Origin of the sequence: Sphingomonas limnosediminicola (assembly GCF_039537965.1) — a bacterium.
Classification (GTDB): domain Bacteria; phylum Pseudomonadota; class Alphaproteobacteria; order Sphingomonadales; family Sphingomonadaceae; genus Sphingomicrobium; species Sphingomicrobium limnosediminicola.
In genome coordinates this window covers 2,683,298-2,709,511 of record NZ_BAABBM010000001.1, presented here as the reverse complement: position 1 = coordinate 2,709,511, position 26,214 = coordinate 2,683,298, and the positions used below count along the sequence as shown (strand labels likewise).

At 63.2% G+C, this 26,214-nt stretch carries 27 protein-coding genes and 1 tRNA gene; 14 read left to right on the top strand and 14 right to left on the bottom strand.

All coding sequences use genetic code 11. From position 1 onward, the window contains the following. Positions 1-4 precede the first annotated feature (4 nt). A complete protein-coding gene (locus ABD704_RS13935) occupies positions 5-3,280 on the bottom strand; it encodes an intermembrane phospholipid transport protein YdbH family protein (RefSeq protein WP_344700289.1) in 3,276 nt (1,091 codons plus the stop codon). A 296-nt stretch (positions 3,281-3,576) separates the two neighbouring features. Between ABD704_RS13935 and ABD704_RS14705 the strand changes: the two genes are divergently transcribed. From ABD704_RS14705 to ABD704_RS13910, 5 genes are all read left to right on the top strand, one after another. After that, entirely contained in the window at positions 3,577-3,735 is a 159-nt protein-coding gene (locus tag ABD704_RS14705; protein WP_425565437.1) for a JAB domain-containing protein, read from the top strand. Positions 3,736-3,803: 68 nt separating this feature from the next. After that, positions 3,804-5,501: a DEAD/DEAH box helicase gene (locus ABD704_RS13925; RefSeq protein WP_344700288.1), complete on the top strand. Its 1,698-nt coding sequence runs from the start codon at positions 3,804-3,806 to the stop codon at positions 5,499-5,501. Between the two features lie 95 nt (positions 5,502-5,596). Continuing rightward, positions 5,597-6,658, top strand: a complete 1,062-nt coding sequence (locus tag ABD704_RS13920) for a fatty acid desaturase (protein ID WP_344700287.1) — start codon at positions 5,597-5,599, stop codon at positions 6,656-6,658. A 41-nt stretch (positions 6,659-6,699) separates the two neighbouring features. After that, positions 6,700-8,025, top strand: a complete 1,326-nt coding sequence (gene purB / locus ABD704_RS13915) for an adenylosuccinate lyase (RefSeq protein ID WP_344700286.1) — start codon at positions 6,700-6,702, stop codon at positions 8,023-8,025. Positions 8,026-8,105: 80 nt separating this feature from the next. Continuing rightward, complete coding sequence (locus tag ABD704_RS13910) at positions 8,106-8,957, top strand: hypothetical protein (protein WP_344700285.1); 852 nt, start codon at positions 8,106-8,108, stop codon at positions 8,955-8,957. On the opposite strand, the gene dnaJ is transcribed toward ABD704_RS13910, so the two are convergent. The 4 genes from dnaJ to fabD all read right to left on the bottom strand — a co-directional run bounded on the left by dnaJ (position 8,958) and on the right by fabD (position 13,893). Further along, positions 8,958-10,082 carry a molecular chaperone DnaJ gene (gene dnaJ, locus ABD704_RS13905; RefSeq protein ID WP_425565436.1) on the bottom strand — a complete coding sequence of 375 codons (1,125 nt, stop codon included), beginning with the start codon at positions 10,080-10,082 and terminating at the stop codon, positions 8,958-8,960. Between the two features lie 64 nt (positions 10,083-10,146). After that, positions 10,147-12,087: a molecular chaperone DnaK gene (dnaK, locus tag ABD704_RS13900; protein ID WP_344700283.1), complete on the bottom strand. Its 1,941-nt coding sequence runs from the start codon at positions 12,085-12,087 to the stop codon at positions 10,147-10,149. A 127-nt stretch (positions 12,088-12,214) separates the two neighbouring features. Continuing rightward, positions 12,215-12,955 (bottom strand): 3-oxoacyl-[acyl-carrier-protein] reductase, encoded by a 741-nt coding sequence (fabG, locus tag ABD704_RS13895; protein ID WP_344700282.1) that lies wholly within the window; start codon positions 12,953-12,955, stop codon positions 12,215-12,217. Further along, positions 12,955-13,893, bottom strand: a complete 939-nt coding sequence (fabD, locus tag ABD704_RS13890; protein WP_344700281.1) for an ACP S-malonyltransferase — start codon at positions 13,891-13,893, stop codon at positions 12,955-12,957. Before fabD ends, fabG begins: the two co-directional genes overlap by 1 nt. Positions 13,894-13,973: 80 nt before the next feature. Between fabD and ABD704_RS13885 the strand changes: the two genes are divergently transcribed. Next, on the top strand, positions 13,974-15,314 hold the full coding sequence (locus ABD704_RS13885; RefSeq protein WP_344700280.1) for an APC family permease: 1,341 nt from the start codon (positions 13,974-13,976) through the stop codon (positions 15,312-15,314). Here the strand turns inward: ABD704_RS13885 and ABD704_RS13880 are convergent. Next, the gene (locus ABD704_RS13880; RefSeq protein ID WP_344700279.1) at positions 15,247-16,425 is read right to left on the bottom strand and encodes an aromatic ring-hydroxylating oxygenase subunit alpha; all 1,179 of its coding nucleotides are present in this window, start codon (positions 16,423-16,425) and stop codon (positions 15,247-15,249) included. The two genes, ABD704_RS13885 and ABD704_RS13880, sit on opposite strands and share 68 nt — an antisense overlap. 151 nt (positions 16,426-16,576) lie before the next feature. Here ABD704_RS13880 and rpsF point away from each other — a divergent pair, with 151 nt between their 5' ends. The 4 genes from rpsF to ABD704_RS13860 all read left to right on the top strand — a co-directional run bounded on the left by rpsF (position 16,577) and on the right by ABD704_RS13860 (position 18,621). After that, a complete protein-coding gene (rpsF, locus tag ABD704_RS13875; protein WP_344700278.1) occupies positions 16,577-16,981 on the top strand; it encodes a 30S ribosomal protein S6 in 405 nt (134 codons plus the stop codon). Beyond that, positions 16,981-17,205 carry a 30S ribosomal protein S18 gene (rpsR, locus tag ABD704_RS13870; RefSeq protein ID WP_308517454.1) on the top strand — a complete coding sequence of 75 codons (225 nt, stop codon included), beginning with the start codon at positions 16,981-16,983 and terminating at the stop codon, positions 17,203-17,205. The genes rpsF and rpsR overlap by 1 nt, the downstream gene beginning before the upstream one ends. Before the next feature lie 12 nt (positions 17,206-17,217). Then, complete coding sequence (gene rplI, locus ABD704_RS13865; RefSeq protein WP_344700277.1) at positions 17,218-17,844, top strand: 50S ribosomal protein L9; 627 nt, start codon at positions 17,218-17,220, stop codon at positions 17,842-17,844. A 168-nt stretch (positions 17,845-18,012) separates the two neighbouring features. Then, entirely contained in the window at positions 18,013-18,621 is a 609-nt protein-coding gene (locus ABD704_RS13860) for a hypothetical protein (RefSeq protein WP_344700276.1), read from the top strand. Between the two features lie 59 nt (positions 18,622-18,680). Here the strand turns inward: ABD704_RS13860 and ABD704_RS13855 are convergent, their stop codons facing one another. Together ABD704_RS13855 and ABD704_RS13850 are read right to left on the bottom strand one after the other, a co-directional pair. Continuing rightward, on the bottom strand, positions 18,681-19,331 hold the full coding sequence (locus ABD704_RS13855; protein ID WP_344700275.1) for a glutathione S-transferase family protein: 651 nt from the start codon (positions 19,329-19,331) through the stop codon (positions 18,681-18,683). A 142-nt stretch (positions 19,332-19,473) separates the two neighbouring features. After that, positions 19,474-19,941, bottom strand: a complete 468-nt coding sequence (locus ABD704_RS13850; RefSeq protein WP_344700274.1) for a DUF6456 domain-containing protein — start codon at positions 19,939-19,941, stop codon at positions 19,474-19,476. 98 nt (positions 19,942-20,039) lie between these two features. Here ABD704_RS13850 and ABD704_RS13845 point away from each other — a divergent pair, with 98 nt between their 5' ends. Then, on the top strand, positions 20,040-20,942 hold the full coding sequence (locus ABD704_RS13845) for an IS1595 family transposase (RefSeq protein ID WP_344700273.1): 903 nt from the start codon (positions 20,040-20,042) through the stop codon (positions 20,940-20,942). 546 nt (positions 20,943-21,488) lie between these two features. After that, a complete protein-coding gene (locus tag ABD704_RS13840) occupies positions 21,489-21,764 on the top strand; it encodes a hypothetical protein (RefSeq protein WP_344700272.1) in 276 nt (91 codons plus the stop codon). Between the two features lie 34 nt (positions 21,765-21,798). Here ABD704_RS13840 and ABD704_RS13835 read toward each other — a convergent pair whose 3' ends face one another. After that, positions 21,799-21,927: a hypothetical protein gene (locus ABD704_RS13835; protein ID WP_344700271.1), complete on the bottom strand. Its 129-nt coding sequence runs from the start codon at positions 21,925-21,927 to the stop codon at positions 21,799-21,801. Between ABD704_RS13835 and ABD704_RS13830 the strand changes: the two genes are divergently transcribed. Both ABD704_RS13830 and ABD704_RS13825 read left to right on the top strand, forming a co-directional pair. Then, complete coding sequence (locus ABD704_RS13830) at positions 21,926-22,468, top strand: hypothetical protein (protein ID WP_344700270.1); 543 nt, start codon at positions 21,926-21,928, stop codon at positions 22,466-22,468. The two genes, ABD704_RS13835 and ABD704_RS13830, sit on opposite strands and share 2 nt — an antisense overlap. Positions 22,469-22,673: 205 nt before the next feature. Further along, a complete protein-coding gene (locus ABD704_RS13825) occupies positions 22,674-23,237 on the top strand; it encodes a helix-turn-helix domain-containing protein (protein ID WP_344700269.1) in 564 nt (187 codons plus the stop codon). Between the two features lie 5 nt (positions 23,238-23,242). On the opposite strand, the gene ABD704_RS13820 is transcribed toward ABD704_RS13825, so the two are convergent. From ABD704_RS13820 to ABD704_RS13800, 5 genes are all read right to left on the bottom strand, one after another. Beyond that, positions 23,243-23,578 carry a PilZ domain-containing protein gene (locus ABD704_RS13820; RefSeq protein WP_344700268.1) on the bottom strand — a complete coding sequence of 112 codons (336 nt, stop codon included), beginning with the start codon at positions 23,576-23,578 and terminating at the stop codon, positions 23,243-23,245. Between the two features lie 225 nt (positions 23,579-23,803). After that, a tRNA-Val gene (locus ABD704_RS13815) sits at positions 23,804-23,879 on the bottom strand. Between the two features lie 177 nt (positions 23,880-24,056). Further along, entirely contained in the window at positions 24,057-24,302 is a 246-nt protein-coding gene (locus ABD704_RS13810) for a hypothetical protein (protein ID WP_344700267.1), read from the bottom strand. Positions 24,303-24,454: 152 nt separating this feature from the next. After that, a complete protein-coding gene (gene cysQ, locus ABD704_RS13805; RefSeq protein WP_344700266.1) occupies positions 24,455-25,285 on the bottom strand; it encodes a 3'(2'),5'-bisphosphate nucleotidase CysQ in 831 nt (276 codons plus the stop codon). Next, entirely contained in the window at positions 25,282-26,061 is a 780-nt protein-coding gene (locus ABD704_RS13800) for an SDR family oxidoreductase (protein ID WP_344700265.1), read from the bottom strand. The genes cysQ and ABD704_RS13800 overlap by 4 nt, the downstream gene beginning before the upstream one ends. Positions 26,062-26,214: the final 153 nt, after the last annotated feature.

The window sequence follows — 26,214 nt, the reverse complement described above, 5'->3', positions numbered from 1 at the left end:
TCTCTCACTTGGGCTTCGTGGGCTGGGGCTTCGTGGGTTGAGTTTGGGTTGGCGGCGCCGTGTTCACTTGCTCGTTCACGGGCGTTTGCGATTGCTGCTGCTGTTCCTCGACGTTGCGGACTTCGGTCGTAATGCCGGGGATGTCGTCGAGCGGCCGCGGCAGCACGTCCTTGATCACCTCGCGCGGATCACGGACCGCCTTTGCAGTGGCGATCAGCGCACGGAAGGGGCCGGTGATGTTAACGCTCAGGCGCAGCGGGATCTTCTTCAGCAGACCGCGGATGATGCGCTGTGTGCTCGTCGACTGCCCGATGCCGGCACCGTCGATGCTCAGCCGCGCGGCAAATTCGCCTGCGAGATCACCGTCGAGCCGAACGATCATCGACTTGAAGCGCAGGTCGCGCAGCGCGTTGAAGGCGATATTGCCCATCGTGCCGAGGCTCGCCTTATTGACCACCCCGACATAGGCGAGCGAGCCGCCGTTCTGGGACTCGAGCCGGCCGCCGACGATCCGGCCTCCATTCTCATCGAAGATCATCGGTAGGACGCCATCGAACTTGCCGGTCGCGTCGAGCTCCTTGAAGCCCAGGGTTTGCACGAACACTTGCGCGTCGAGGCCAATGACTTGGAACGTCAGGCGCTTGGCTGTCGGCCTGGCGAAGTTGAGCACGGTTTCCTGAAGGACCAGGCGCCCACCCATGAAAGGCCACTCGCCGCGCTCGATTTTCACCAGCTGGCCGGGCAGCAGCTGGTAATGGATCTGCCCGTTCTCGACGAGAATACCGGGATTGATCGATCCGACGGTCATCAGCTGCCCCGGCGCCGTCGTCAGGCCGAGCAGGTCGTTGAAGTGGATTGTCCCGCGCATGCCGGTGACGGGACCGAACGGCGCGGCGAGGTCGATGCCATTGGTGGTGAAATCGCCGGTCGACGTAACCTTGCCGCTGCTGTTCCAGTCGATCCGGCCGTTGCCGCTGATCGTTCCTCTAACCAGCGCGATGACGCCCTCGGTCAGCCGCGTAAGCTGGTCCGGCTGGAGATTGTCGCCGAACGTGATCCCCGGCACATCGAGCGTCGCGTGGCCGGCGCCGCTCGACAGGCGATGTTCGATGTTGACGTCGGTCACCCTGATCCCGGTCGCCGGGTTGCGTAGCGTGCCCCTCGCGCGGACGAAATCGCCGGCAAGCGAGAAATGGGTGTCGTCGCTGCGAAGCGGATAGAAGCGCGGGTCGGCGTCGCGATCGGTGACCGTCAGCGCGCTCTTCACATCAAGCTTGCTGTTGCGGAAGGTCCAGCTTCCTGTGCCATCGCTGAGCAGCAGCGGCACGTTGCCGATCGTCGCCTTCGCGCCGCCGAAAGTGCCCTTGAAATTCGATCCTGCAAATGAGCCGTTGAGCCGCGCCGCATCGAAGAGGATCGGCGAATCCGGCTTGCCCAGTCGCATCGCCAGGCTGTTGAAGCCGAACCGGTCGCCCGTGATCTGGCTGTTAGCCGCGACCAAGTGCAGCGGGGAGCTGCCGATGCGACCATTCAGCACCGGCTGGTTGAGCCGCGCCGCGGTGACCACCGACCCGCCCGGACTCTTCGAGATGATCGCGCCTCCAATTGGGCATACCGGAAGGCGTGTCGCGCCGAGCTGGATCGAGCTCATCTGGAACAGGTTGAAGCTGACGACCGCGCAGCTCGTGCCGAAGGCAAAGCTGCCGCCCTGCCCTACGCGACCCTGGATCGGCAGGCGCAGCGCCTGCACCCTGCCGCCGGGGAATGGTCCGTCGAGCTGCGCGACCATGCTCATCGCCGTCGACCCGCCCGGCCCCGGCCCGAAGCGGATGGTGTCGAGCGCCAGCCGCTGCCCGCCCGCGGAGTAAGGTGCAAGCTGCGCAGTGCCGCTCATCGGCGCGCCGGGACCCGGCTGGCTGAGCGATACGCGACCAGTCGGCAGACCGCCGCCGGCCATTTCGAGATTGCCGTCGATGCGCAGTCCGCCCGCCGGCCAGTAATAAGTCACGCCGCTGCCGCCGAAGACGCGAGCGCGAGCGCCGCCAGGTGCGGCGATCGTCGCATTCTGAATCCGCGCGCCGCCACCGCCGATGAAGTTGACGAGCCGGATTTCGCCCGCCGCGTTAAAATTCTTCGACACGCGGAGGAAGGCGTTGCCGATGCTACTCGCCACCGGGCCGATCGGCGTTTTCGCCACGGCCGCCAGCGGCCCTGTCACGCCGGCCAGCATCGACGGGTCGAGCGCGGAGCTATCGGCATTGAACTTGCCGATCAGGGCGAAGGTCCCCGACGAAAGCCCGAGGTGATAACCGCCCGCCAGCCGCGTACGATCGGCATAAATGGTGCCGAGCCGCGACTTCTGCGCCGACAGCCGCACGCGCCCGTCGACCTGCTTTAGCGACCCCTTGTAGGTCAGCTCGCCGTTGAAAGCCGCGAGGCCGTTGGCGCCGGCCGACAGCGTTTTGATCGCCATCCGCCCGCTGCCGTCGACGTTCGTGAACGCCTCGTTGAAGCTGGCCTTCGCGTCGAAGCGCGGTGCGGCAACGTTGAAGTGGCTTGCCGGGCAGTTGAAGCTGCTGAGCGTCACCGGCCCTTCGACCTGCGGCCGCCTTGCGATGACCGCAACCGCGACGTTCACCCGCAAATCGGAAGCGGCGCATTTGCCGGGGATGATACGCGGGCTGTTCACCGCGACCCGGCCCTTGAAGCCGCCGCTGAGCCGCCCCGCTCCGTCCAGCGCCACACCGACGGGCCCGAATGGCGTCGCAAGCGCGATGGTGCTGTCGGCAACGTCGATCACGACGTCAGGCAACTGGAACGGTTTGTTGCTAGGCGGCGGCATCAGCCTGTCGATCTGGCCCCAGCTCACGCGATTCTTCACCAGCTTGCCGCGCAGGCGCACGCCGCGCGCCTCCACACGGAAGACCTGGAAATTTCCGTCGAGCTTCAGCCGCATCTGAATGATGGCGTGCTTCGCGGTCAGGTCGGGATGCCTGGGATCACCGATAACGAGGTCGCTGACCTCTTGCGTACGGAAGCCGATGCGGTCGAGGTGATAGCTTGCCTGGACGCCCCGCCGCTCGAACTCGCGTTTCAGGAAGTGGGTGGCGATCGGACGCCGCTGGATCCAGACGATGGTGACGGCAACCGCGAACACCAGCAGCGCGGCGAGCGCCACCAGCATTGCAAGGCGGCCCCAGCGCGAGCGGCGCACGACGATAGTGCCGCCGGGCTCCGCGCCCAGCACCTCACGCCCCTCCTCGCTCGACCGATCGCTCATTGGGCTTATCTAACCCCTTCCGCGCATGACCGTTCCGATTGCGGCATGACCCTTTCCTGCGCTGAGAACTCCCGTTACTGCCTCCCCCGCTCGGGTAAAGTCGCAAGAAAGCGGCATGCACGGGCACGCCCAGAAGATTGAAGAAGCGGAAAAGCCGTCCGGGCACCGGGGACGGTTGCGGCAGCGTCTGCCGGACGCCGGGCCGCAAGGTTTCCACAATTATGAGCTGATCGAATATCTGCTGACGCTGACGATCCCACGCGTCGACACCAAGCCGCTGGCGAAGAAGCTAATCGGTGAATCATCCAAGCGGCGACCTTACGCCTTCGAGCCAGGACATTCGCCTGACCCGCAACCTAGTCGACGCCGGCCGGCACATGAAGATCGCCATCCACGACCGCGTCGTTGTCGGCGCCCAAGGCCGCACCAGCATGCGGGCGATGGGGCTGATTTAGCGAGGATAACCAATGGGCAACGCACGAAGGGGCTATCGGCGAGGGCCACTCGCGAGTAGTGCGCGGCAATGCCCCATTCCCAATTGCATCCCGCCCTCGCCGGGGCGCTCGATTCTCGTGGCTATGAAAAGCTGACCCCGGTCCAGTCGGCCGTTGCCGCCGAAGAGGCTCATGGACGCGACCTTATCGTTTCGGCGAAGACCGGGTCGGGGAAGACGGTCGCCTTCGGGATTGCGATCGCTTCGGCCGTCCTGGAGGGCGAGACTGCACCGGTAGCGCGAGCACCGCTCGCGCTGGTGATCACGCCTACACGCGAGCTTGCCATCCAGGTGAGCAAGGAACTGCAGTGGCTCTTTGCCGGCGCCGGCGCCCGCGTGGTGACTTGCGTCGGCGGCATGGACCCGATGAAGGAGCGGCGCGCACTTTCGAGCGGCGCCCACATCGTCGTCGGCACGCCGGGGCGGCTCCGCGATCACCTCGAACGCGGTGCACTCGATCTGTCTTTTCTGCGCGCGGCGGTGCTCGATGAAGCCGACGAGATGCTCGACATGGGTTTCCGTGAGGAACTCGAAGAAATCCTCGATGCGACACCGCAAGGCCGCCGAACATTGTTGTTCTCCGCCACGATGCCGCGCCCGATCGTCGCTCTCGCCAAGCGCTATCAGAAGGACGCGCTCCGTATCGAGACGCTCGGGGATAAGGAAGGCCACCAGGACATCGCCTATCAGGCGATGGCAGTGTCGCCGACCGACATCGAGCACGCGGTCGTCAACCTGCTTCGCTTCCATGAGGCGGAGACCGCCATCCTGTTCTGCGCCACGCGCGACGCCGTCCGCAGGCTTCATGCCAGCCTCAACGAGCGCGGCTTCCACGCCGTGGCCCTGTCCGGCGAGCACAGTCAGAATGAGCGCAATCAGGCGCTGCAGGCGCTTAGAGACCAGCGCGCACGCGTGTGCGTGGCGACCGACGTCGCGGCGCGCGGTATCGACCTTCCTTCCGTTTCGCTGGTTGTCCACGTCGAGCTTCCACGCGACGCGGAGGCGCTCCAGCATCGTTCCGGGCGCACCGGCCGCGCGGGCCGCAAGGGAACCGCGGTGCTGATCGTCCCATTCCAGCGCCGGAAACGGGTTGAGGGGATGCTGCGCGGAGCGCGCATCGACGCACAATGGATCTCGGTGCCCTCGGCGACCGAAATCCGTGCGAAGGATCGTGAGCGAATGCTCGCGGCGTTGTCGGCGCCGGTCGAGCTCGAGGACGAAGACCGGGAGCTCGTGACTCAGTTGATGACCGAGCTGGCGCCCGAGGCGATCGCCGCGGCGCTGATAAAATCGCTTCGAACGGACATGCCCGCGCCGGAGGACATCATCGGTTCAGGGCGGCGAGACGATCGCGGCGCGGAAGGTGGGCCGCGACCCGGCTTTGAAGACGCAAGCTGGTTCCGCATCAACGCCGGTCGCCGCCACAATGCGGATCCTCGCTGGCTGCTCCCTTTGATTTGCCGTTACGGGCATGTGACTAGGACCGAAATCGGTGCCATTCGGCTGGCGGCCAACGAGAGCTTTTTCCAGGTCAGCGAGCGTGCCACGCCCGGATTCATCAAGGCGCTGCGCCGAGCAAACATTGCGCCGGAGGACCAAGGTCTGATGATCGAGCTTGCCGAGCCGCGCGAGAAAAGCTCAACTTACCGCCCGGAGCTTGCCCACGAGAGACCACGCCCAAAGAAGAAACCGCGCCGGACTGCCGAAAGCGTTGCGAGCCGCCGATGATCCGTCGAACCGCGTAGCGGCAAGCCGTTGCCACCAGCCCCAGAATCCCGCCGAGAGAAAATTGAAACAATGTTCGGACTAAGCAGCGTTCCGTCATGCTGAACGAATTCCCCGAAGTGCACTCCGAAACTGAGGAGCCAACCCAGATCTCCGGCCGCGAAGCGCCGATCGACCCGCGGCGCCTGGTGCGAGATCTGCATGCCTTCCGCGACCCGAGCGTCGGCCGCAGCCTGCGCGAGCTTGCCGTGACTCTGGCGCCGTTTTTGGCGCTAATCGCAATCACGCTCGTGGCGGTAGAGGCCGGTTACGTGGTCGCGCTTCTGCTCATTGCCCCTGCGAGCCTGTTTCTTCTTCGCCTGTTCCTCATTCAGCACGACTGCGGACATGATGCCTTCTTCCCCAGCCGGCGCGCGAACGACTGGCTGGGACGATTCCTGGGAGTGCTTACGCTCACCCCCTACGATTGCTGGAAACGGTCCCACGCGCTCCATCATTCGACCACCGGAAACCTCGATGCGCGCGGTTTCGGCGACGTGGATACGCTGACCGTTCGCGAATTCCTGGGCCAGAACCGGTGGAAGAGATTGCTGTATCGCTTTTATCGCCACCCAGTGGTGCTGTTCGGCATAGCGCCAACCTACCTGTTCCTTCTGCGCCATCGACTTCCGGTTGGCTTGATGAAGGCGGGAAGCCGTTACTGGGTGAGCGCATTGGCGACCAATGCGACTACGGTCGCGCTCGTCGCGCTTGGGACCATTTGTTTCGGCCTTTCGACCATCCTCTTCACATTCGTGCCAGTCGTGCTCCTCGCGGCGTCACTCGGCGTCTGGCTCTTCTACATCCAGCACCAGTTCGAGGAGGCCCATTGGGATCGCGGCGATGATTGGTCATTCCACGACGCCGCGCTGCACGGAAGCTCGCACCTCGAGCTTCCCCGCGCGTTGCGCTGGTTCACCGCGAACATCGGCATCCATCATGTCCATCACCTATCCAGCCGCATTCCTTTCTACCGGCTGCCGGAGGTGCTGGAGCGCTACCCCCAACTCGTCTCCATCAACCGTTTCACTGCCGTCGAAAGCCTGAAGGCGCTGCGATACTCCCTCTGGGATGAGCAGCAGAGACGGATGGTGAGCTTTTCGGCGGTGTCGGCCCGCTAGGCGATTTGAAGCCTGGCGGCGGCTCTGCTAGCCGCCTCGCCATGGTTCCCCGCTACTCGCGCCCCGAAATGTCGGCCATCTGGTCGGCCGAAAACCGCTACCGCATCTGGTGGCAGATTGAAGTCTTTGCCGCGGAGGCGATGGGCAAGATCGGCATGATCCCGGCCGAAGACGCCGCGACCATTCGCGCCGCCTATGATCGCGACATGCTGGGCAAGATCGATATCGATGCGATCGACGCCATCGAGGCGGTGACCAAGCATGACGTGATCGCCTTCCTGACCTGGGCCGGCGAAAAATTGGGGCCCGAACGGCGCTGGCTGCACCAGGGCATGACCAGCTCAGACGTGCTCGACACGGCGCTGGCGGTGCAGTTGAAGCAGGCGGCCGACCTACTGATCGACGACATCGACAAGCTGCTCGACGTGCTGAAGCGCCGCGCGCTGGAGCACAAGCTGACCCCGACGATCGGCCGCAGCCACGGCATCCACGCCGAGCCGACGACCTTTGGCTTGAAGCTCGCCCAAGCCTATGCCGAGTTCGTCCGCAATCGCCAGCGCCTGATCGCCGCCCGCGACGATGTCGCGACGTGCGCGATTTCGGGTGCGGTCGGCACCTTCGCCAACGTTCCGCCGTCGGTCGAGGAGCATGTTGCCGAAGCGCTCGGACTAACGCCGGAACCGGTCTCGACCCAGGTCATCCCGCGCGACCGCCACGCTCATTTCTTCGCGACGCTTGGGGTGATCGCTTCGTCGATCGAGCGACTAGCGACTGAGATCCGCCACCTGCAGCGTACCGAAGTGCTCGAGGCCGAGGAATATTTCTCGCCCGGCCAGAAGGGAAGCTCGGCGATGCCGCACAAGCGCAACCCGGTTCTGACCGAAAATCTTACCGGTCTCGCCCGCATGGTCCGCGGCTACGCGCTGCCGGCGATGGAGAATGTGGCACTGTGGCATGAGCGGGACATCTCGCACTCATCCGTCGAGCGCTTCATCGGACCGGACGCGACGATCACGCTCGACTTCGCGCTCGGGCGGCTGACGGGCGTCGTCGACAAGCTCATCGTCTATCCCGAGCGGATGCAGAAGAACCTCGACCGGATGGGCGGCCTTGTCCACTCACAGCGGGTCCTGCTGGCGCTTACGCAAGCGGGCCTCAGCCGCGAGGAATCCTACGCTTTGGTGCAGCGCAATGCGATGAAGGTGTGGGAATCCGATGGCCAGCTTTCGCTGCTCGAATTGCTCAAGGCTGATCCTGAAGTTTCGCAGCGACTCTCGGCCGATGAACTCAACGCGCTGTTCAACCTCGATTATCACTTCAAGCACGTCGACACGATTTTCGACCGTCTGTTCGGCCCCTCGGCCTAAGCGTTTCGCATCGCCCATTTTTTATGGTGCACCGCGCAGCCAGAAGGCTATTCTAGGCGCGTTCAGAAGCCGGGGGGCCGATGACCGAAGTCCAAGAATTGCACGCTGAAACGATTGCCGAATCGCATCCGCACCGCGACGTGCAGGTCCAGGATGGCGCTTATCTCCTTGAGCTGTCGCTCGACTGGATGGTACTGCGCGCTTCCGAGAACGTGCATCACCTGCTCGGCGAATCGCACGTCACCTTAATCGATGAGCCGCTCGGCCGCTTCGTGCACAGCCAGGCGCTCCACGACCTCCGAAACCTCTTCTCGCGACTTAGCGGTACAACCGGCATTGGCCGAGCATATGCTGTGCGACTGACCAATGACCCAGACCTGTTCGACATCGCTTTCCAGCTAAGCGATGGCCGCGTGCTCCTTGAAGCAGTCCCGACGACCGGATCCTTCGGCGAAGCTTTCGGCACGGTCGGCGGCCTTATCGCCGGTCTCGCCAATAGCCGTGGCCAGGCGTTGCTCGACGCCGGCGCCCGTCGGATGAGGGCGCTGACCGGTTACGACCGGGTGACGCTGATCTGTGGGGACGATAGGGCCGAGAGCAGTCGCGGCGCTTTTGCGGAACCTTGCGATTTGTCGGCGGAAATCCCGGCAATCGTCGCCGACACCGAGCGCTCAGGCGTAAGCATCTTCCCTCGTGACGAAGATACTTCAGTCGCCGACGCGCTAATGCGTTTGCTTGACAGCGGTGCACCACCGAGCGCCGGTGTCCGCGCAGCGATGCGCGTCCCTTTCAGCGTCGATGGCTTGACCGGCGAATTCCGCTGCGAGTCACGGACGCCGCGCGAGCCGGGCTTCGAGCTCCACGCCGCGGCCGAGCTGTTCGCACAGCTATTCGCGATGCGGCTTGAGATCGATCATCTGAAAAACGGCTGATCAGCCACCGAACATATCTCGCACGCGGCCGAAGAAGCTCTTAGCGTTCGGGCATTCGTCGCCCGTTTCGGTGCCGCGGAATTCCTCGAGGATTTTCTTCTGCTCCTTGCTGAGGCGCGTCGGCGTCTCGACTAGGATGCGCGCGACAAGGTCACCCCGGCCGCGGCCGTTAAGGACGCTCATGCCCGCCCCGCGATGGCGGAGTTGCTCGCCCGATTGGACGCCGGCGGGAATCTTGATGTCGATCTGCTGCCCATCGAGGCCCGGCAGGCTGATCGATCCGCCGAGCGCCGCCGTCGTGAAGGTGATCGGGCAATCGGCAATCAGCGTCGTGCCTTCGCGAGCGTAGATCGAGTGCCGCTTCATGTGGACGAAGATGTAGAGATCGCCGCTCGACGCGCCGCGGACACCTGATTCCCCTTCACCCGAGACGCGGATGCGCGTGCCTTCGTCAACGCCGGCTGGGATTTTGACCGCCAGCTTGCGCTGCTGAAGCGCGCGGCCCTCGCCCTGGCAGTTGGGGCACGGATCGGAGATAACCTCGCCAGCGCCGCGGCAGGTTGGGCAACCGCGCTCCACCACGAAGAAGCCTTGCTGCGCGCGCACCTTGCCGGCTCCGCCGCAAGTCTTGCAGGTGCTGGCGCAGCGATCGAGGCTGGTGCAGCCTCGGCCATCGCACACTTCACAGCGCGCGTTTGCTTCGATGGTGACGGTCTTCTCGGCGCCCGTGAACGCTTCCTCGAGGCTCAGCTCAAGGTCATAGCGCAGGTCGGCACCACGCGCGGCATTCTGGCGAGCGCCACGCGGATCCATGAACTCGCCGAAGATCGTCGAGAAAATATCGGAAAAACCGTTGAACCCGGCGTCGCCGAAAGGATCGCCGCCGCCGCCGCCATTCTGGAAAGCAGCCTTGCCGAACCGGTCGTAGGCTGCGCGCTTCTGAGGATCCTTGAGAACGTCATAGGCCTCATTGATCGACTTGAAATGCGCCTCGGAATCCTTGCACCCGTTCTTCCGATCGGGATGGTGTTCCTTCGCCATCCGGCGATAAGCGGCCTTGATCGCGGCGTCGTCCGCACCGCGGGCAACACCCAGCAGCTCGTAATAGTCCTGCTCGACCATCACCCTTCCCCGCTACGCAACTGATGATGCCGCGGCGCCTCCCACAGCAAGAGAGCGCCGCGCGCGATCATGCGCCCTTATTCTCTTCGTCGACTTCCGAAAATTCGGCATCGACAACCTCTTCCTGCGGCTGCTCGCCAGCGCCGCTCTCGGCACCGGCGTCGGTACCGGCAGCGCCTTCGGTTTCGGCCTGCTGCTGCTGATACATCGCCTGACCGAGTTTCATCGCCGCCTGCGTCAGCGCCTGTGTCTTCTGGGTCATCTGTTCAGCGTCGCCGCTCTCGACCGCGGCCTTAGCCTCGGTGAGCGCAGTCTCGATCTCCGTCTTGATCTCCGGAGACACCTTGTCGCCATGCTCTTGGAGCTGCTTCTCGGTTGTGTGAATGAGACTTTCGGCGTTGTTCTTCGCCTCGGCCGCAGCGCGCCGCTTCTTGTCTTCGTCGGCGAACTGCTCGGCTTCCTTGACCATCCGCTCGATGTCGGAATCGGCGAGGCCGCCCGACGCCTGGATGCGGATCTGCTGCTCCTTGCCGGTGCCCTTGTCTTTCGCGGAAACGTTGACGATGCCGTTGGCGTCGATGTCGAACGTGACCTCGATCTGCGGCACGCCACGCGGCGCCGGAGGAATGCCGACCAGGTCGAACTGGCCGAGCACCTTGTTGTCGGCAGCCATTTCGCGCTCGCCCTGGAAGACGCGGATGGTGACCGCGTTCTGATTATCCTCGGCGGTCGAGAAGACCTGGCTCTTTTTGGTCGGGATCGTCGTGTTGCGGTCGATCATCCGGGTGAACACGCCACCCAGCGTCTCGATGCCCAACGACAGCGGCGTGACGTCGAGCAGAAGCACGTCCTTGACGTCGCCCTGCAGAACGCCGGCCTGGATCGCTGCGCCCATGGCGACGACTTCGTCCGGATTGACGCCGGTGTGCGGATCGCGGCCGAAGAACTCCTTCACCCGCTCACGCACGCGCGGCATACGAGTCATGCCGCCGACGAGGACGACTTCAGCAATTTCCTTGGCGTCGATGCCGGCGTCCTTGAGCGCCTTTTTGCACGGTTCGATCGTCCGCTCGATCAGATCGTCGACCAGCTTCTCGAGGTCGGCGCGGGTAAGCGTCTCGACAAGGTGAAGCGGGGTCGTCGTGCCGCCTTCCATGCGGGCGGTGATGAACGGCTGGTTGATCTCCGTCGACTGCGCAGACGAAAGCTCGATCTTCGCCTTCTCCGCAGCTTCCTTGAGGCGCTGCAGCGCGAGGCGGTCCGTCCGGAGGTCAATGCCCTCCTTCGCCTTGAACTTATCGGCCAGCCAATTGACAATGCGGGCATCGAAGTCTTCGCCGCCGAGGAAGGTGTCGCCGTTGGTCGACTTCACCTCGAACACGCCGTCGCCGATCTCGAGGACCGAGACGTCGAACGTGCCGCCGCCGAGATCGTAGACGGCGATCGTCTTGCCGTCGTCCTTCTCGAGGCCATAGGCCAGCGCAGCCGCCGTCGGCTCGTTGATGATGCGAAGCACTTCAAGACCGGCGATCTGGCCGGCGTCCTTGGTCGCCTGGCGCTGCGCGTCGTTGAAGTATGCGGGAACGGTGATGACCGCCTGCGTGACGGTCTCGCCGAGATAAGCCTCAGCGGTTTCCTTCATCTTCTGCAGGATGAAGGCCGAGACCTGCGACGGCGAGTAATCCTTGCCGCCGGCCTGGACCCACGCGTCGCCATTGGCGCCCTTGACGATCTTGTAGGGCACCAATTCGGTGTCCTTCTTGGTGATCGGATCGTCGAAGCGGCGGCCGATAAGGCGCTTCACCGCGAAAATGGTGTTGTCGGGATTTGTGACCGCCTGGCGCTTCGCCGGCTGGCCGATCAAACGCTCGCCGTCCTTGGTGAAAGCGACGACGGAAGGCGTGGTGCGTGCGCCTTCGCTATTCTCAATGACCTTCGGCTTACCGCCTTCCATGACGGCGATGCAGCTGTTGGTCGTGCCCAAGTCGATTCCAATGACCTTGGCCATGTTTTTCTGTCCTCTTCTACAGCCCCTCGTCCGACCCCGTTACGGCAGCCGGAACGTTGATTTCGAGGGCGATATAGGTGCCGTTGAAGCGAGGACAAGGCGTTTGGCAGCAGAGACGTTCTGCTGCTTACGGCATCGCCATTCCGCCGTTCACGTGAAGCGTCTGGCCGGTGACGTATCCCGCCTCCTTCGACGCGAGGTAGACACAGGCCGCCCCGATGTCGTCGCCGGTGCCCATCGCGCCTGCTGGAATGCGCGAAAGAATGCCGGCGCGCTGCTGCTCGTTGAGCGCATCCGTCATGGCTGAAGTCATGAAGCCGGGCGCAACCGCGTTGACGGTGATGTTGCGGCTGGCGAGCTCCTGCGCGACGGCCTTCGTCATGCCGATAAGGCCCGCCTTCGACGCGACGTAATTGGCTTGGCCAGGATTGCCGGTAACGCCGACCACCGAAGTGACGGAGATGATGCGCCCGAAGCGCGCCTTCATCATCGGCTTGGCGGCCGCGCGCATCAGGCGGAACGCGGCTTCGAGGTTGATACGAATGACGTCCTCGAACTCCTCGTCCTTCATGCGCATGAGCAGGTTGTCTCGGGTAACGCCCGCATTGTTGATGAGAATGTCGAGCTTGCCCCCAAGTGCTTCCACGGCTTGCGGGACGAGCTGGTCGACGGCGGCGCCATCGGACAGGTTGCAGGGGAGCGCGACGTGTTGACCGCCAAGACCAGCGCGAAAGCTCTCGAGCTTATCGACGTTGCTGCCGCTGACGGCGAGGCGCGCGCCCTGCCCGGCCAATGACCTTGCGATTGCGCTTCCAAGACCGCCCGAAGCGCCGGTCACCAGCGCAGTCATCCCAGTGAGGTCGAACATCACGCAATCTCCTTCGCCAGCGCTTCGATGTCGTCGATGGATGTGAGGCTGGTCACCTTCGCGTCGGGCGCGATGCGCTTGACAATGGGGCCGAGCACCTTGCCGCCAAGCTCCACAAATTCCTCCACACCAGCGTCGAACATGTTCGCGACACTTTCGCGCCAGCGCACCATGCCAGTCACCTGCTCGACGAGTTGATTTCGGATGGTGTCCGGGTCAGTCTCCGGCTGTGCCGTCACATTCGCGAACACGGGCACGAGCGGCGCCCCGACGACTACATAACTGAGCGCGTCCTGCATCGCGTCGGCCGCAGGCTGCATCAGCGGGCAGTGGAACGGCGCCGAAACGGGGAGCGGGATTGCGCGCTTGGCACCCATGTCTTTCGCCATCTCGATCGCGCGGTCGATTGCCGCCTTGCTACCGGAGATAACGACCTGACTGGGGTCATTATCGTTGGCGACGGTACAGACTTCGCCGTGCGCAGCGGCGTCCGCTATCTTCTGCGCAAGTACGAGGTCAGCGCCAAGCAGCGCGGCCATCGCGCCCTGCCCCACTGGTACGGCCTGCTGCATTGCCTGCCCGCGCAACTTCAAGAGCTTGGCGGTGGTCGGAAGGTCGAACGAGCCGGCTGCGCAAAGTGCGGAATATTCGCCGAGGCTATGCCCGGCGACGAAATTCGCAGCCTTCGCAAGGTCGACGCCACCGTCTTTCGTGAGGGCGCGGAATACGGCGATCGAATGCGCCATAATCGCGGGCTGCGCATTTTCAGTGAGCTTCAGCTCATCGTCGGGGCCATCGCGCATGAGGCGAAACAAGTTCTGGCCGAGCGCTTCGTCGACTTCCTGAAACACGTCCTGCGCGGTCCGGCTCGCCTCGGCGAGCGCTGCGCCCATACCAACGGCCTGGCTGCCCTGCCCCGGAAAAATGAAAGCGCGCATCTGACTCCCCTGATTATGCGGCGCGGTTAGGCGCGGGCGTCCGCATTGCCAACCCCGACGAGGGATGCGAAGCCGCTCAAATGACCGAAGAGCCCGTGATCCTCGACGCGAACGTAGAGCCTTCGTCACGGATGCTTGGTAAGTGGATGAGCGCGGCCATGGTCGTCGGCTCGATGGTCGGTTCAGGCATCTACCTGTTGCCCACGACGCTCGCGCCTTTTGGAAGCAACCTGGTCATTGCGTTCCTGCTCACCGGCTTCGGCACCATGTGCCTGGCCTTTGCGCTGGCCCGGCTCGCCGCGCGAATACCGGGCGGCCCCTTCGCCTACGTCGACCAGGCATTCGGCGAAAAGACTGCGTTCGTAACCCTGTGGTGTTACACTTTCTCTCAGGTCACCGGCGTCAGCGGCGTTGCAGTCGCCGTCGCGGGCGCGCTCGGACATGTCTGGCCAAGCGTGGTGTCGGGACCACCACTTATCGGCGTCGCGCTCTGCTCGATTTTCGCCTTGCTGATCGTGAATCTCCGCGGCACGCGGTCGGCGGGCGCGCTGCAAATCGTCACGGTCGTCATCAAGCTGGTGCCGCTCCTTGCGGTCATGGCGCTCGTGCTCGGGCGCTTCGGTTCTGGCTCCGGGGTTGAACCACTCGCCGCGGTGCCACTGAGCTTCAGCGGAGTCATTGCCGCTGCCGCCCTCACGCTCTTTTCGCTGACTGGCTTCGAAGGTGCTGCAATGACTGCCCGCGTCACGCGCGATTCAACGACCACGGTCCCCCGCGCCACGATCCTCGGCACGGGGTTCACGGCGGTCGTCTATCTTCTCGCGACGGTCGCAGTGCTCCTGCTCCTGCCGAGCGCGGTCGCGGCGAAGAGCGGCGCCCCGTTCGCCGACGCTATCTCACCATTGCTGGGCGCCACGGCAGGCATCTTCGTAGCGCTTATCGCTGCCGTTAGCGCCTTCGGTACGGCCAACTCGCTGCTACTGATGGCGGCCGAAACCGCCCGCACCATGGGTCAGGCCGGCGACCTGCCGCCGGTGTTCGCCCGTGCCAATGGCCGGGGCGCACCCGCCGGCGCAATTTGGATCTGCTCCATTCTGTCCGCATTGCTAGTGCTCGCGAGCTCATCGAAGAATTTCGTGAACGTCTACGTGTTCATCACACTCGTTTCGACGGTCCTGGCGCTGGTGCTGTACATCGTCTGTGCGGCGGCCGCGCTTAAGCTGCGCGCCGGCGGCAAGTGGACCGCCATCGTGGCGATCGGCGTCGTCTACTCGATCGCCATGTTCATTGGTTCGGGTGTCGAGGTCTTGTTGTGGGGAGCCGCGGTGGCGCTCGCCGGCCTGCCCATCCGGGCTATCTCGCGTTGGCTAAACGGCTCCAGCCGGGCGGCGGCGGAGAGTCCAGCCTCGCCTCTGGGATGAGCTTGCGGAGCTTCTTCGCGAAGCTCCTCAGGCACACTTCACTCTTCCCGAGCGGCCCGGCGACATAAGCAGGCGATTGCATGCCGAGCTGGACGCGAGTGATCAACTCGGTGTCCTCGGTATTGACCATGCGGTTGATGCGCCAGTTCAGGTGCCGCGCCACTTTCATCTCGCGACGGTCGTCGGGGACGACATAGCTGATCTCGCGGATCACCGCCTCCGTCGCACTCACCGGCAGGAACTGCATGAAGTCGACCTGGTCCGGGTAGATATCGAACGCGACGTTCGGGAACAGCTTGTAATAGAGCCACTTGCGCTGATGGCTCGCGGGAAGATGCGGGACCGAGGGCAGGACGCGCTGGTAAGTGCGTTCCGACGGATTGGCCGATTCCTTGTCGACAAGATCGCCTTCCATCCGGTCGACGTGCTCGTTCGCCTCGATGCGGTAGCCTTTGCCGAACAGGCGCGTCAGGCCGGGGTGGCCGACCGGGATGTGAAGCCCGTCGGAATAATTGTCGGCAATCGTTTTCCAGTTGAGATCTCGCGGCCGCAGCGTGACGCGGCCGATCGCCTGAAGATCCTCGAAGCGATAAGGCGCGACCTCATCGTCGTAAGGCGCCATCATCTCCGCGACCGACGGCGCGCCGGGCTCCAGCGCGATGAACAGGAACCCGCGCCAATGCTCCAGCGCCACTGGAAAGAGGCCGAGATTCTCCGTCTGTAGGCCCGGATATTCGCTGCGATGCGGCACGCCGACCAGGCGCCCATCCCGCGCGTAGCTCCACGCATGGTAAGGGCACGTCAGGACTTTCGAGCAGCCTGCATTGCTATCGACGATGCGCGAGCCGCGGTGCCGGCAAACGTTCGAGAAAGCCCTGACCTCGCCGTCATCGCCGCGGATGACGATGACGCTTTCGCCGAGATATTCGATGGTGCGCCAGTCGCCCGGTTGGGGTATTTCGTTGACATGGCATACGACCTGCGGCGCAGCGCGCAGGAAGGCCTTCTTCTCCGCCTCGAAGAATTCGGGATCGTAGTAGAGCCATCCCGGTAAACTCATATCGTCAAGCGGGTCAGAGGTCGGCTGTACCGAGCGAAGGTGCGTTGCCATCGCGGACACTTGCCATTTTGGGGCTTTTGCGGCAATGGGCGCACCGCTGGCGCACGGGCTTGGCTCGGGCGCCTGTTTAATTTGGAAGACAGCCGGAGGGGCGTCGCACTGGGCGGCGTCAGCGATCGGCCAACAGAAGAGACGAAGAAACATGCCGCTCTACGAGCATGTTTTCCTCGCGCGTCAGGACCTAGCTCAGGCTCAGGTCGATGCGCTCGCGGAAAACGCTACCAAAATCATCACCGACAATGGCGGCAAGATCGCCAAGACGGAGACCTGGGGTCTTCGCAGCCTTGCCTATCGCATCGCGAAGAACCGCAAGGCGCACTATGTCGCCCTCGACATCGACAGCCCGCCGGCAGCGATTGCGGAGCTCGAGCGCCAGTCGAACATCAACGAGGACATCATCCGCTTCCTCACCATCCGCGTCGACGAGCACGAAGCTGGCCCGTCCGCGATGATGCGCCGCGGCGAGAAGGAGCGCGAGCGTCGTTCCGATCGTGGCGATCGCGATGACCGTCCCAACTTCCGCGCCCGCGAAGAGGAGGTCGAATAATGGCCCGCGCATTCTTCCGCCGCCGCAAGTCGTGCCCCTTCTCGGGCAAGGACGCGCCGAAGATCGATTACAAAGACGTTCGTCTGCTGCAGGGCTTCGTGTCCGAGCGTGGCAAGATCGTTCCCAGCCGCATCACTGCTGTTTCTTCGAAGAAGCAGCGTGAGCTGGCCAAGGCGATCAAGCGCTCGCGCCACATCGGCCTTCTTCCCTACGTCGTGAAGTAAGGAGAACGACCCATGGATGTTATCCTGCTTGAGCGCGTCGAAAAGCTCGGCGCCATTGGCGACGTGGTGAAGGTCAAGGACGGCTTTGCCCGTAACTACCTTCTGCCGCGCAAGAAGGCGCTCCGCGCCAACGAAGCGAACCGCAAGGTCTTCGAAGCCAACCGCGCGAAGATCGAAGAAGACAATGCCAACCGCCGCACCGAGGCCGAAAGCGCCTCGAACGGTGTCGACGGCAAGACAGTTCAGCTGATCCGTCAGGCTTCGAACACCGGTCAGCTCTACGGTTCGGTCAGCGCGCGCGACATCGTCGACGCGCTGGAAGCCGAGGGCGCGAAGGTGACCAAGAGCCAAGTCGTGCTCGATCGCCCGATCAAGGCCATCGGCATGCACGAGATCAAGGTCGCTCTACACCCGGAAGTGTCGGTGACCGTGAAGGTCAACGTCGCTCGCTCGCCGGAGGAGGCAGAACTGCAGGCACAGGGCGTCGACGTCATGGCGCAGATGTTCGAGCGTGACGATGCGGGCTTCACGGAGGCCTACGACCCGAACGCCGAACCCGGTGCGACAGCGGAGACCAACGAGGCCAGCGCGGAAGCTCCCGAGGCCCCGGCGGCCGACGCGGAAGAGACCCAGGCTTAAAGTCGGTTTCTCGACACAAGATTAGGGCCGTCGCTGACGTGAGCGGCGGCCTTTTTCTTTGCGCCAAGCCGTTCGTCGCAAACGTCTTTTCACTGTCGGAACGGTTTGCGCCCAACCCATGTTCTAACTGCCGGAGCAAGCGGGGGCCTTGTCGAGGAGTATTTCGCAATGGCTGAGGAACGCGACGAAGACCAATTCGGCGAAAACCAGAGCAGCAACGCCAGTCAGCAGCCCACCGGGCAGCAGAACCAGGCGAATGAGTTCGGCCAGCAGCAGGGCCAGCAGTCCGACCAGTTCGGGCAGCAGGCGACGGGCAGCCAGAGCGGCCAGCCGATCGGCGGCAACGACAGCGAAACGGGTTCGGGAACGACGATGAGCCAGGGCTCCGACTTAGGCGGCCAGAGTTCGACCGGCCAGAACCAGTCGAGCGAAACGCTCACGACGGACCAGGGCTCGAATGCCGGTTCCGACACGACCGGCCAGAGCGGCGGCTTGGGCAGTGGCTCACAGGGCCAGTCGAGCGGCGGCTCGCAGGGCGAAGGCTTCATCGGCTCGCAGGGTAGCGGGTCCGACGAATACCTGCAGGAAGACCAGGATCAGTCGAGCGACGCGACGGGTTCCTCGTCGAATCCGACCGGAGGCTCCGATTTCGCAAAGCAGGGCCAAGGCTCGCTCGACCAGGATGCCAATGAAGACGACAGCGGCTCCGGCGGCTCAGGCTTCAGCGGCGTCGGGTCAGGCGGCTCGGGCAGCTCCGGCGACGGCGGTTCCTTCTAGGAGTGCTTCCGTCCAACAGAAAGCGCCGCGTTCTCACCCGAGAGCGCGGCGCTTTCTTTTCAGGCCGCCGTCTTGGCGAGAAGCGCCGCCTCCTGCTCGATCCACGGCGCGATGCTCGGCCGCGCGAGGATACGGTCGACGTAAGCGACAGTCCGCGGATAGCGGTCAGGACAAACGCGTGTCTCCGTGTGGCGGAAATTCGCGAACGGACTCGCGACCGCAATGTCCGCAAGCGTGAGGCCGTCGCCGACAAGGTAACCGTCGCCGGTGGGCACGGTCTTCTCCAGATATTCCAGGATCGGCGGCAGGTCGTTCAACTCCGCCTGCTTCGCTGCTTCCGGGTCACCCGGCTGCTTGAGAAAACGCGGCGCGACGATCAGGTTGAAGAAGATCTTGGCACCGCAACTGACGAGGATCGTGTCGGCAAACTCGTCGAACCAGATGGTCTTCCCGCGAAGCTTCGCATCGCCAGGAATTAGCTTGGGCTCGGGGACTTTCGCCTCCAGGTAATGAACGATCGCGCTCGAGTCCGAGAGGACGTAGTCGCCGTCACGAAGGGCCGGCATTTTGCGGAAGGGGCTCGCTTCAAGATATTCCGGGGAGTGGTTGGGGAAACCGGTCGGCTGAAGCTCCAGCTCGATGTTTTTCTCCGCCGCGAAGGCCACGACCTTGCGCACATATGGCGACAAGGACGATCCGTAGACAATCATCGGCTGCTCCCTCGTTTCGCGCGACGAGCGGCAGAAGCATTCGTCCGCTTGCTCGTTCCGCTCCTTGCGATTCCAATAGGAGTGCCGGCTGAGCGCAGCAACATGCGGCGACCGCGCGCGACCCTAGCGCTGACCGTAAGGATTAGCGGATCCGATAATAATGCGCGAAACGATCCAGCGCGAAGCGGAGGACAAGCTTGCTGGCACGCGCTGGCCCGCCGAGTGCGCTTTCTGCCTCGCGCATGCCTTCGCCCGAGCAGACTACGCGCCAAAGGATATCCGCCAGTCCAGGGCCCGCAGCCGCCGCTGCCTCATCGAAACGCTTGCGCGCATCAATTTGCGCGCCGCCCAAGTCCTGATCCGGGGCCGAACCTCCCCTGCCTCGCGCGATCGAAGCTGCGTCCCACGACATCGTAACTCGTGGTGCGAGTTGCGCGCGCTCCCAATCCCACCGGAGCCACTCACCAGCGTCGAATTGTCTGCGGCTGACGAACCCTCGTGCGAGCAGCCGGCCCAAAGGCGACTCCGCCTGGTTGACCGTAACCGGCCGGAGGGTCTTGCCTCCGTCGCGCCCACCAACTGCCCGTTCACTTAGTAACCTGTTCGTCATCACCGCAGCCCTTCTCGATTCGGACACGGCTTGGCAATTATATACTTGAGTTAGCAGGCGAGGTCGGTTATGACAGTCCGCATAAGAGGACCGCCGTCATGAACATCACCAATCCGATCTTCCATGACGAAGCCAAAGCCGCCGCGCACATAGAGCAGTCGCGTTGGCCGGACGGTGAGCCCGTGTGCCCCTTCTGTGAGAGCACGGGCGTCACTCGCATGGGCGGCAAAACCCAAGCGGGCATGTTCCTGTGCAATTCCTGCCGCGACAAGTTCACTTGCCGAACCGGAACGGTGATGGAGCGCTCGCATCTGCCCCTCCACAAATGGCTTCTGGCAACGCACCTCATGGCCGCTTCCAAGAAGGGAATGTCCGCTAAGCAGATGGAACGTATGCTTGGCGTGACCTACAAAACGGCTTGGTTCCTTTGCCACCGCATCCGCGAGGCCATGCAGGACGATGGCGCTCCGCTCGGCGGCGAAGGCAAAACTGTTGAGAGCGACGAAGCCTTTGTCGGCGGCTTCAAGAAGAAGCGCCTGTCAGGCAAGGTTGCCCCGAAGAAGAAGATCATGACGCTGGTTGAGCGCGACGGTCGCGCCCGCAGCTTCCATGTCACTCACATCGATCATACGAACGTCCGCGCCGCGCTGGTCACCAACGTCCACCGCTCGTCCACGCTCATGACCGACGATGCGCGCTGGTATAAGAATGTTGGCCGTGAGTTCGCCGCTCACGGTTCGACGCTTCACGCCCTCCGCCAGTTCAGCAAAGGCGATGGCGTTCACAGCAACACCGCCGAGAACTTCTTCTCGATCTTCAAGCGCGGCGTCATTGGCGTCTATCACCACATGAGCGCCGTCCACATGCATCGTTATCTGGCCGAGTTCGACATGCGCTACTCGACCAAGAAGATCAGCGACGGTGAGCGTGCTTCGCTTATCCTTAAGGGCATGGAAGGCCGCCGCCTCACCTATCGGCGGACTAACGCAGTCGCAGCCTAACTATTTCGTCCCGCCTCTGTGGTGGGGTGAACGCCGCAAGCGCTGGACTCGACTCTAAAGCCGAATCTCCCCACCATCCGCGCGGGCGAAAGGTGTAGCACCCTAGGAAAACACCCTAGGGCCAGCGAACCCCACGCCTTGGCCTTGTCTGGAAACGGCAAAGGGGGCCTCAAGGAGGCAAGATCGCCGCCCCGGGCGCAACCGTCTCTGGGTGTAACTTGGCCGCCGCCTGATGCGGTCTAGAACGCGGATGGTGGGGAGATTGCTCGCAACCGTCCTTACAAGTTGCACTAGAAGCTTATCATGTCCCTCTAAGGGCCGTGAGCGCTTGCGGCCTTGGGAAAACTTCAATGTCTACCAAGACGCACGTAGCAGTGAACGTGACCTTTGATGTGGCTGCCACCGTAAGGTGGATTTGCTTACTGATTTCGGTCTTGAATCTGTGAACGGCAACGGGGGAGACTTCGGTCTTCCCCGTGGCTTACTAGACTCGTCTTTAACCGCTGTTAGCTTCGCGCTGCCGAATCGTTCCGAAGGAGGGCCTGTATGCCGCTCTTCCTGATTAGCTACGACGAACATCCTCAGCGCGATTACACGGAATGTTACAAGCTCATGGCGGAATGGAAAGCCGCCAAAGTTCTTGAGTCCCTATGGCTGGCAGAGCTGGCTGGCCCAGCAGAGGCTATACGAAATATCGTTTCCGCCACCTTTGCAGGCAGCGCTTCGGTCGCCGTGATCCAGCTCTTCCCCAATGGCGATTGGGCCACTGCCAAGGGCTACAATACGGGCAACAAGTGGCTTCAAACGCATATGAACCTCTAGCTTGTGAAGAGCGCCCTAGCCGCTCCCGCGCGGCCTACTTCTTCGGTTTGCCTGACTTCTTCATCTGGTCGTGCGGCTTGTGCGGCGTCTGGAGCATCCGCTTCAGCGCCGCAGCTGCGCGGGCTTCCGTTTCCTCTTGAGAGTAGGTTTCTTCGTCAGCCATGGGATCTCCGGACAACGAGTTTCACAGCAGCGTCGGGGCGCTCATTGGCGCCTTCGCTGATGTCGAAGATAGGCTACGTCTCTGCCTTCGTGAACTGTCGGGCTTACCGCAGAACAAATTTGAAATCCTGGTGGGCTTTCCACGAACCGGTGAGAGCCTGTCCAAACTCAAAAAGCTTCTGGCGCTGGCCCATCTTGAGGGTGATGGTCACGCGAGGGTTCAAGAGGCCCTCAACCAACTCGAAAACATCGTCAAACTGCGCGATCGGCTTGTCCACTACGGAGGATTTGCCGAAGAAGAGGTTGTTGCCGTCTATCTCAAGCCGAACGGCGTGCCACAGAATGTTCGCTGGTTCGCCGAGGAATACCCGCCATCTTCGATCCGAGACGCGGCAAGCGACCTCGGCACAATCTACACCACACTAACGGCTTATATCGGCTCCAGACCTCCCGAAGAGATCAGGAACGAGATGAAGCGCGAACTGCCGAAGCTCGGCACATGGCAATATAAACCTCCCGAACAGCAGACTGTTCGGAGATAAGTCCAAAGTTCTCGGCGAGCGCCTTTGTGCCAGCTTCGATCATGGCGGGTGTAACCTCATAGGTTTCCGGCTCTTCGCGCTGGTCAATCATGTCGAATCAGCCCTGCTAAGTTAAGTACACAATTGCCCACGGCTTGCCATAATGGCGTGTCTGCAGGACATAGAGAAAACCAGTTTGGTTCAAACGCACAATTGAGGGGGACGGATGATCACCCGAATCCGGGAGGTGCGCAGGGCGCGCGGGATGACGCTCGAAGACGTCGCGCAAGCCTGCGATCCGCAGACAACCCCACAGACGATCGGTCGACTTGAAACCGGAACGCGAACCGTCTCGGTTGGCTGGCTGAACCGCCTTGCCAAGGCCCTGGGAGTTGACGCGCAAGATCTTGTCCAGGCTGACGACACCGCAGAGCTCAACGTAATCGCCGTGCTTGGCCCGAGCGGCGCAATGGCTCCGAAACGCGCGGCGATCGTCGTCCCTCCCCGCGTCGATGAGGGGCAAGTAGCGCTGACGGTGACCGCAAGCGTCGGCCAGTATCACGCAGGCGATGAGATCTGGTGCGAGATGCTCCAGCCCGCAGACTTTGCCCGCGGCATGAATCGCGACGTACTTGTGCCGCGCCCCGCCGGCCGCTTCCTGTTCGGTCGGCTTATCAACCGCGACGACGAGCGGCTCCAAATTCTACCGCTCGAAGCCGGTGGGCGTCAGCAGGTTGTCACCAATCCACCCTGGATCGCGGTCGCTTCAAAGTTGGTGCGGAGTCTTTGACGGCTTCAGCCGATTCCCATGACCTCGCCCCAATGAGCTTCCCGCTCCAGCCGGCCGATGCGTTCGTCATCAAGTCGCTCGTCGAACGTGATTCCGCATTCGTCGCGGCCATTCCAGACCACGGATGCGAACACTTCCCACTTTCCTAATTGGAACAGTATCTGCGAGCCCTTGCCGGGCAGATCCCGGCCGCGAAGCTTCGCTCCCTCGGCGCTAACATCCTCGACGAGAACCGTTCGCGAGCGGTCTATCGTCAACGCCGAGGCGGCAAGGACAACATCTTGTCTGACGTTCCGGCGACGGCCGGTCGGCCCATCAATCTTCTTTCCAAACGCAGGCATCACAAACTCCCACTCGATGCCACCCGACGTCCCGCCGACGACGGATTCACACGTTTTGAATGTAGGAGAGGTCACCAAATCTGGGTAACGCGATGTGCACCAGGATATTGTGGCGGATACTTACGAGCCCGCAGTCGAAAAGGCGGCACCGGCGCGGTTTAACTTAAGTTACACTTATCCTGATCGCGCGCCACCGAGCTGCCGCCGCAGCATTGCAGGATTAGGTGGTGGGCGGTGACGGGCTCGAACCGCCGACCCTCTCGGTGTAAACGAGATGCTCTACCAACTGAGCTAACCGCCCGCGCGGCTCAGTTGCATGGAGAAGTGCCTCGCCGCAAGTGCGCAAGCGTCCGGCTCCGATTACAGCCGCCGGCCCCACCTCAGCGCAGTAGCGCCGCAGGGCAGCGCTAGCTTCGGGTGCCAATTCGACGAACACCCGGCGGCCGTCCTTCCGGTCGTCGCGGCGAATGAACAGCCCTTAGCTGACCATGGTCTTCAGCCAGCGCAGCGCGGTCGTGGCCGGGACTGCCGCGGCGATGCACAAACTCGATACCGGCACGCGCATCTGCGATATTTCGGCCTGCAGAAGGTCGAGCAGCATGTCCCACGCCGGGTCAGCGAATAATTCCTCCGAGAAGAACCGCGATCGAAGACGTCGCGCCTTAATCACCGCACGAACCGTTTCGGCAGAATCGCGCGGCGCGTCGGCGTTGGCGGCGTGCATGACTGGCTTTGGCGATGAGGCCGGTCCGATGGAAAGGCGGGCGAGTGGCTGCGATCCGCCCAACCTCATCGCTAAGCTGGCGGAGGCTTTCGGCACTTCGGTCAGCGGGGATTTCTCGGAATGGCCTCAATGAAGGCCAGCGATTTAGATCGTCAAACGCCTTGCGGCAGGTCACCGCCGCCCGAAAATGGCTCAAGATATTCGTCGAGCCGCGGGGCTTTCCATCCCGAGGTCGCCACGAAGCCGCGGTTGAGAAAAGCGCGCTTGCCGTAGTGTAGAGGCGCTCCGTCCGGGCCGTCGACCGCGCCACCAGCGGCGAGCAATACCGCGTGGCCCGCGGCCGTATCCCATTCGCTGGTTGGCGAAGCTCGCGGGTAGATGTCCGCTTGTCCCTCCGCAACGATGCAGAACTTCAGCGATGAGCCCACCGAGACGTAACCACAGGTGCCAACCGCGGCCTGAAGGTAATCAATCGTCGCCTGGTTGAGATGGGACTTGGAGGCGACCGCCATCGTCTCCGCCCCGCGCCTGCGGGTCCTGATCGATTGCCGCCCGTTTCCGCGATCGACCCATGCACCGTCGCCGATCCACCCTGCATGGAGAGTCCCTGTCGCTGGCGCGTAGACAACGCCAAGCAAGGGAGCACCGCCCTCGATCAAACCGATGTTGACCGTGTAATCGTCGCCTCCCCGAACGAACTCCTTCGTGCCATCCAGCGGGTCCACCAGGAAATAGAAATCGCCATGCGCCGGAATTCGCCCGGCCGCGACTTCCTCTTCGGCAATAACGGGCACGCCAGGTGCGGCCCTCGCCAGAGCCGCGAGGATGACCAGCTCCGCCGCGCGATCGGCCTCCGTGACCGGCGAAGCATCGCCCTTCGTTTCAACCTCGAAACCGCGTCGGACGACCGTGAGTATCGCCTCACCCGCCTCCCGCGCGGCGTCGGCGAGCTCGTCGACGAGCCGCCGATGGTCGATGGTCACCGCGGCGCCATGCGGATGCCACCGTCGAGGCGAACCGCCGCAGCGTTCATGTAAGGATTTTCGATTAGGAAGCAGGCTAGGTTCGCATATTCCTCGGGCTGGCCAAGTCGCTTCGGGAAAGGCACCTGCGCGCCAAGCGCGTCTTGCACGTTGGCCGGCATCATCGAGACCATTGGGGTCTTGAAGACACCCGGCAGAATCGTGTTCACGCGAATGCCGTCGTTCATCAGGTCGCGGGCGATCGGCAACGCCATAGCCAGAACACCGCCCTTCGATGCCGAATAAGCGGCCTGGCCGATTTGCCCGTCCTCGGCGGCAACCGAGGCCGTGCTGATGATGACACCGCGCTCGCCATCGGCAAGCGGTTCAAGATCGACCATCCCAAAGGCCGAATTGGCGATACAGCGGAAAGTCCCGATCAGGTTAATCTGGATGGCAAGCTCGAACTGCTGCATCGGATAGAACTTGGCGGTCTTAGTTTCCTTGTCGCGCGCAACGGTCTTTGCGGCATTCGCTACACCGGCGCAGTTAACGAGGATGCGCTCCTGGCCATGGGCCGCGCGCGCCTTTTCGAAAGCGGCGGCAACCTTCTCGTCGGACGTCACATCGACTTCGCAGAACACGCCGCCGATGTCTGCGGCAACCGCCTCGCCCCTTCCGGCATCGCGGTCAAAGACGGCAACCTTCGCGCCCCTCCGTGCCAGCTCGCGGGCAGTCGCTTCACCCAGGCCCGACGCGGCGCCCGTCACGACAGCGGCAAAACCTTTGACGTCCATCTTCTTACCTCTTCGAAGTTTAGGACCGCGTATGCGCCGTGCGCCGAGGAAACAAGGCCAACGGCATGGTCCGGCAGCGCGATAACTTTGGCTTGATCTTCAAGACCGGTGTAAGCTGTGGATCCCGTGCAGTACCGGCGCCAACGACGGCGC

Bases quoted from the DNA above. Each gene is read 5' to 3' on its own strand.
- ABD704_RS13935 (WP_344700289.1), bottom strand. From the start codon at position 3,280: ATGAGCGATCGGTCGAGCGAGGAGGGGCGTGAGGTGCTGGGCGCGGAG.
- ABD704_RS13925 (WP_344700288.1), top strand. From the start codon at position 3,804: ATGCCCCATTCCCAATTGCATCCCGCCCTCGCCGGGGCGCTCGATTCT.
- ABD704_RS13920 (WP_344700287.1), top strand. From the start codon at position 5,597: ATGCTGAACGAATTCCCCGAAGTGCACTCCGAAACTGAGGAGCCAACC.
- purB (WP_344700286.1), top strand. From the start codon at position 6,700: ATGGTTCCCCGCTACTCGCGCCCCGAAATGTCGGCCATCTGGTCGGCC.
- ABD704_RS13910 (WP_344700285.1), top strand. From the start codon at position 8,106: ATGACCGAAGTCCAAGAATTGCACGCTGAAACGATTGCCGAATCGCAT.
- dnaK (WP_344700283.1), bottom strand. From the start codon at position 12,087: ATGGCCAAGGTCATTGGAATCGACTTGGGCACGACCAACAGCTGCATC.
- fabG (WP_344700282.1), bottom strand. From the start codon at position 12,955: ATGTTCGACCTCACTGGGATGACTGCGCTGGTGACCGGCGCTTCGGGC.
- fabD (WP_344700281.1), bottom strand. From the start codon at position 13,893: ATGCGCGCTTTCATTTTTCCGGGGCAGGGCAGCCAGGCCGTTGGTATG.
- ABD704_RS13885 (WP_344700280.1), top strand. From the start codon at position 13,974: ATGACCGAAGAGCCCGTGATCCTCGACGCGAACGTAGAGCCTTCGTCA.
- ABD704_RS13880 (WP_344700279.1), bottom strand. From the start codon at position 16,425: ATGGCAACGCACCTTCGCTCGGTACAGCCGACCTCTGACCCGCTTGAC.
- rpsF (WP_344700278.1), top strand. From the start codon at position 16,577: ATGCCGCTCTACGAGCATGTTTTCCTCGCGCGTCAGGACCTAGCTCAG.
- rpsR (WP_308517454.1), top strand. From the start codon at position 16,981: ATGGCCCGCGCATTCTTCCGCCGCCGCAAGTCGTGCCCCTTCTCGGGC.
- rplI (WP_344700277.1), top strand. From the start codon at position 17,218: ATGGATGTTATCCTGCTTGAGCGCGTCGAAAAGCTCGGCGCCATTGGC.
- ABD704_RS13860 (WP_344700276.1), top strand. From the start codon at position 18,013: ATGGCTGAGGAACGCGACGAAGACCAATTCGGCGAAAACCAGAGCAGC.
- ABD704_RS13855 (WP_344700275.1), bottom strand. From the start codon at position 19,331: ATGATTGTCTACGGATCGTCCTTGTCGCCATATGTGCGCAAGGTCGTG.
- ABD704_RS13850 (WP_344700274.1), bottom strand. From the start codon at position 19,941: ATGACGAACAGGTTACTAAGTGAACGGGCAGTTGGTGGGCGCGACGGA.
- ABD704_RS13845 (WP_344700273.1), top strand. From the start codon at position 20,040: ATGAACATCACCAATCCGATCTTCCATGACGAAGCCAAAGCCGCCGCG.
- ABD704_RS13840 (WP_344700272.1), top strand. From the start codon at position 21,489: ATGCCGCTCTTCCTGATTAGCTACGACGAACATCCTCAGCGCGATTAC.
- ABD704_RS13830 (WP_344700270.1), top strand. From the start codon at position 21,926: ATGGGATCTCCGGACAACGAGTTTCACAGCAGCGTCGGGGCGCTCATT.
- ABD704_RS13835 (WP_344700271.1), bottom strand. From the start codon at position 21,927: ATGGCTGACGAAGAAACCTACTCTCAAGAGGAAACGGAAGCCCGCGCA.
- ABD704_RS13825 (WP_344700269.1), top strand. From the start codon at position 22,674: ATGATCACCCGAATCCGGGAGGTGCGCAGGGCGCGCGGGATGACGCTC.
- ABD704_RS13820 (WP_344700268.1), bottom strand. From the start codon at position 23,578: ATGCCTGCGTTTGGAAAGAAGATTGATGGGCCGACCGGCCGTCGCCGG.
- ABD704_RS13810 (WP_344700267.1), bottom strand. From the start codon at position 24,302: ATGCACGCCGCCAACGCCGACGCGCCGCGCGATTCTGCCGAAACGGTT.
- ABD704_RS13800 (WP_344700265.1), bottom strand. From the start codon at position 26,061: ATGGACGTCAAAGGTTTTGCCGCTGTCGTGACGGGCGCCGCGTCGGGC.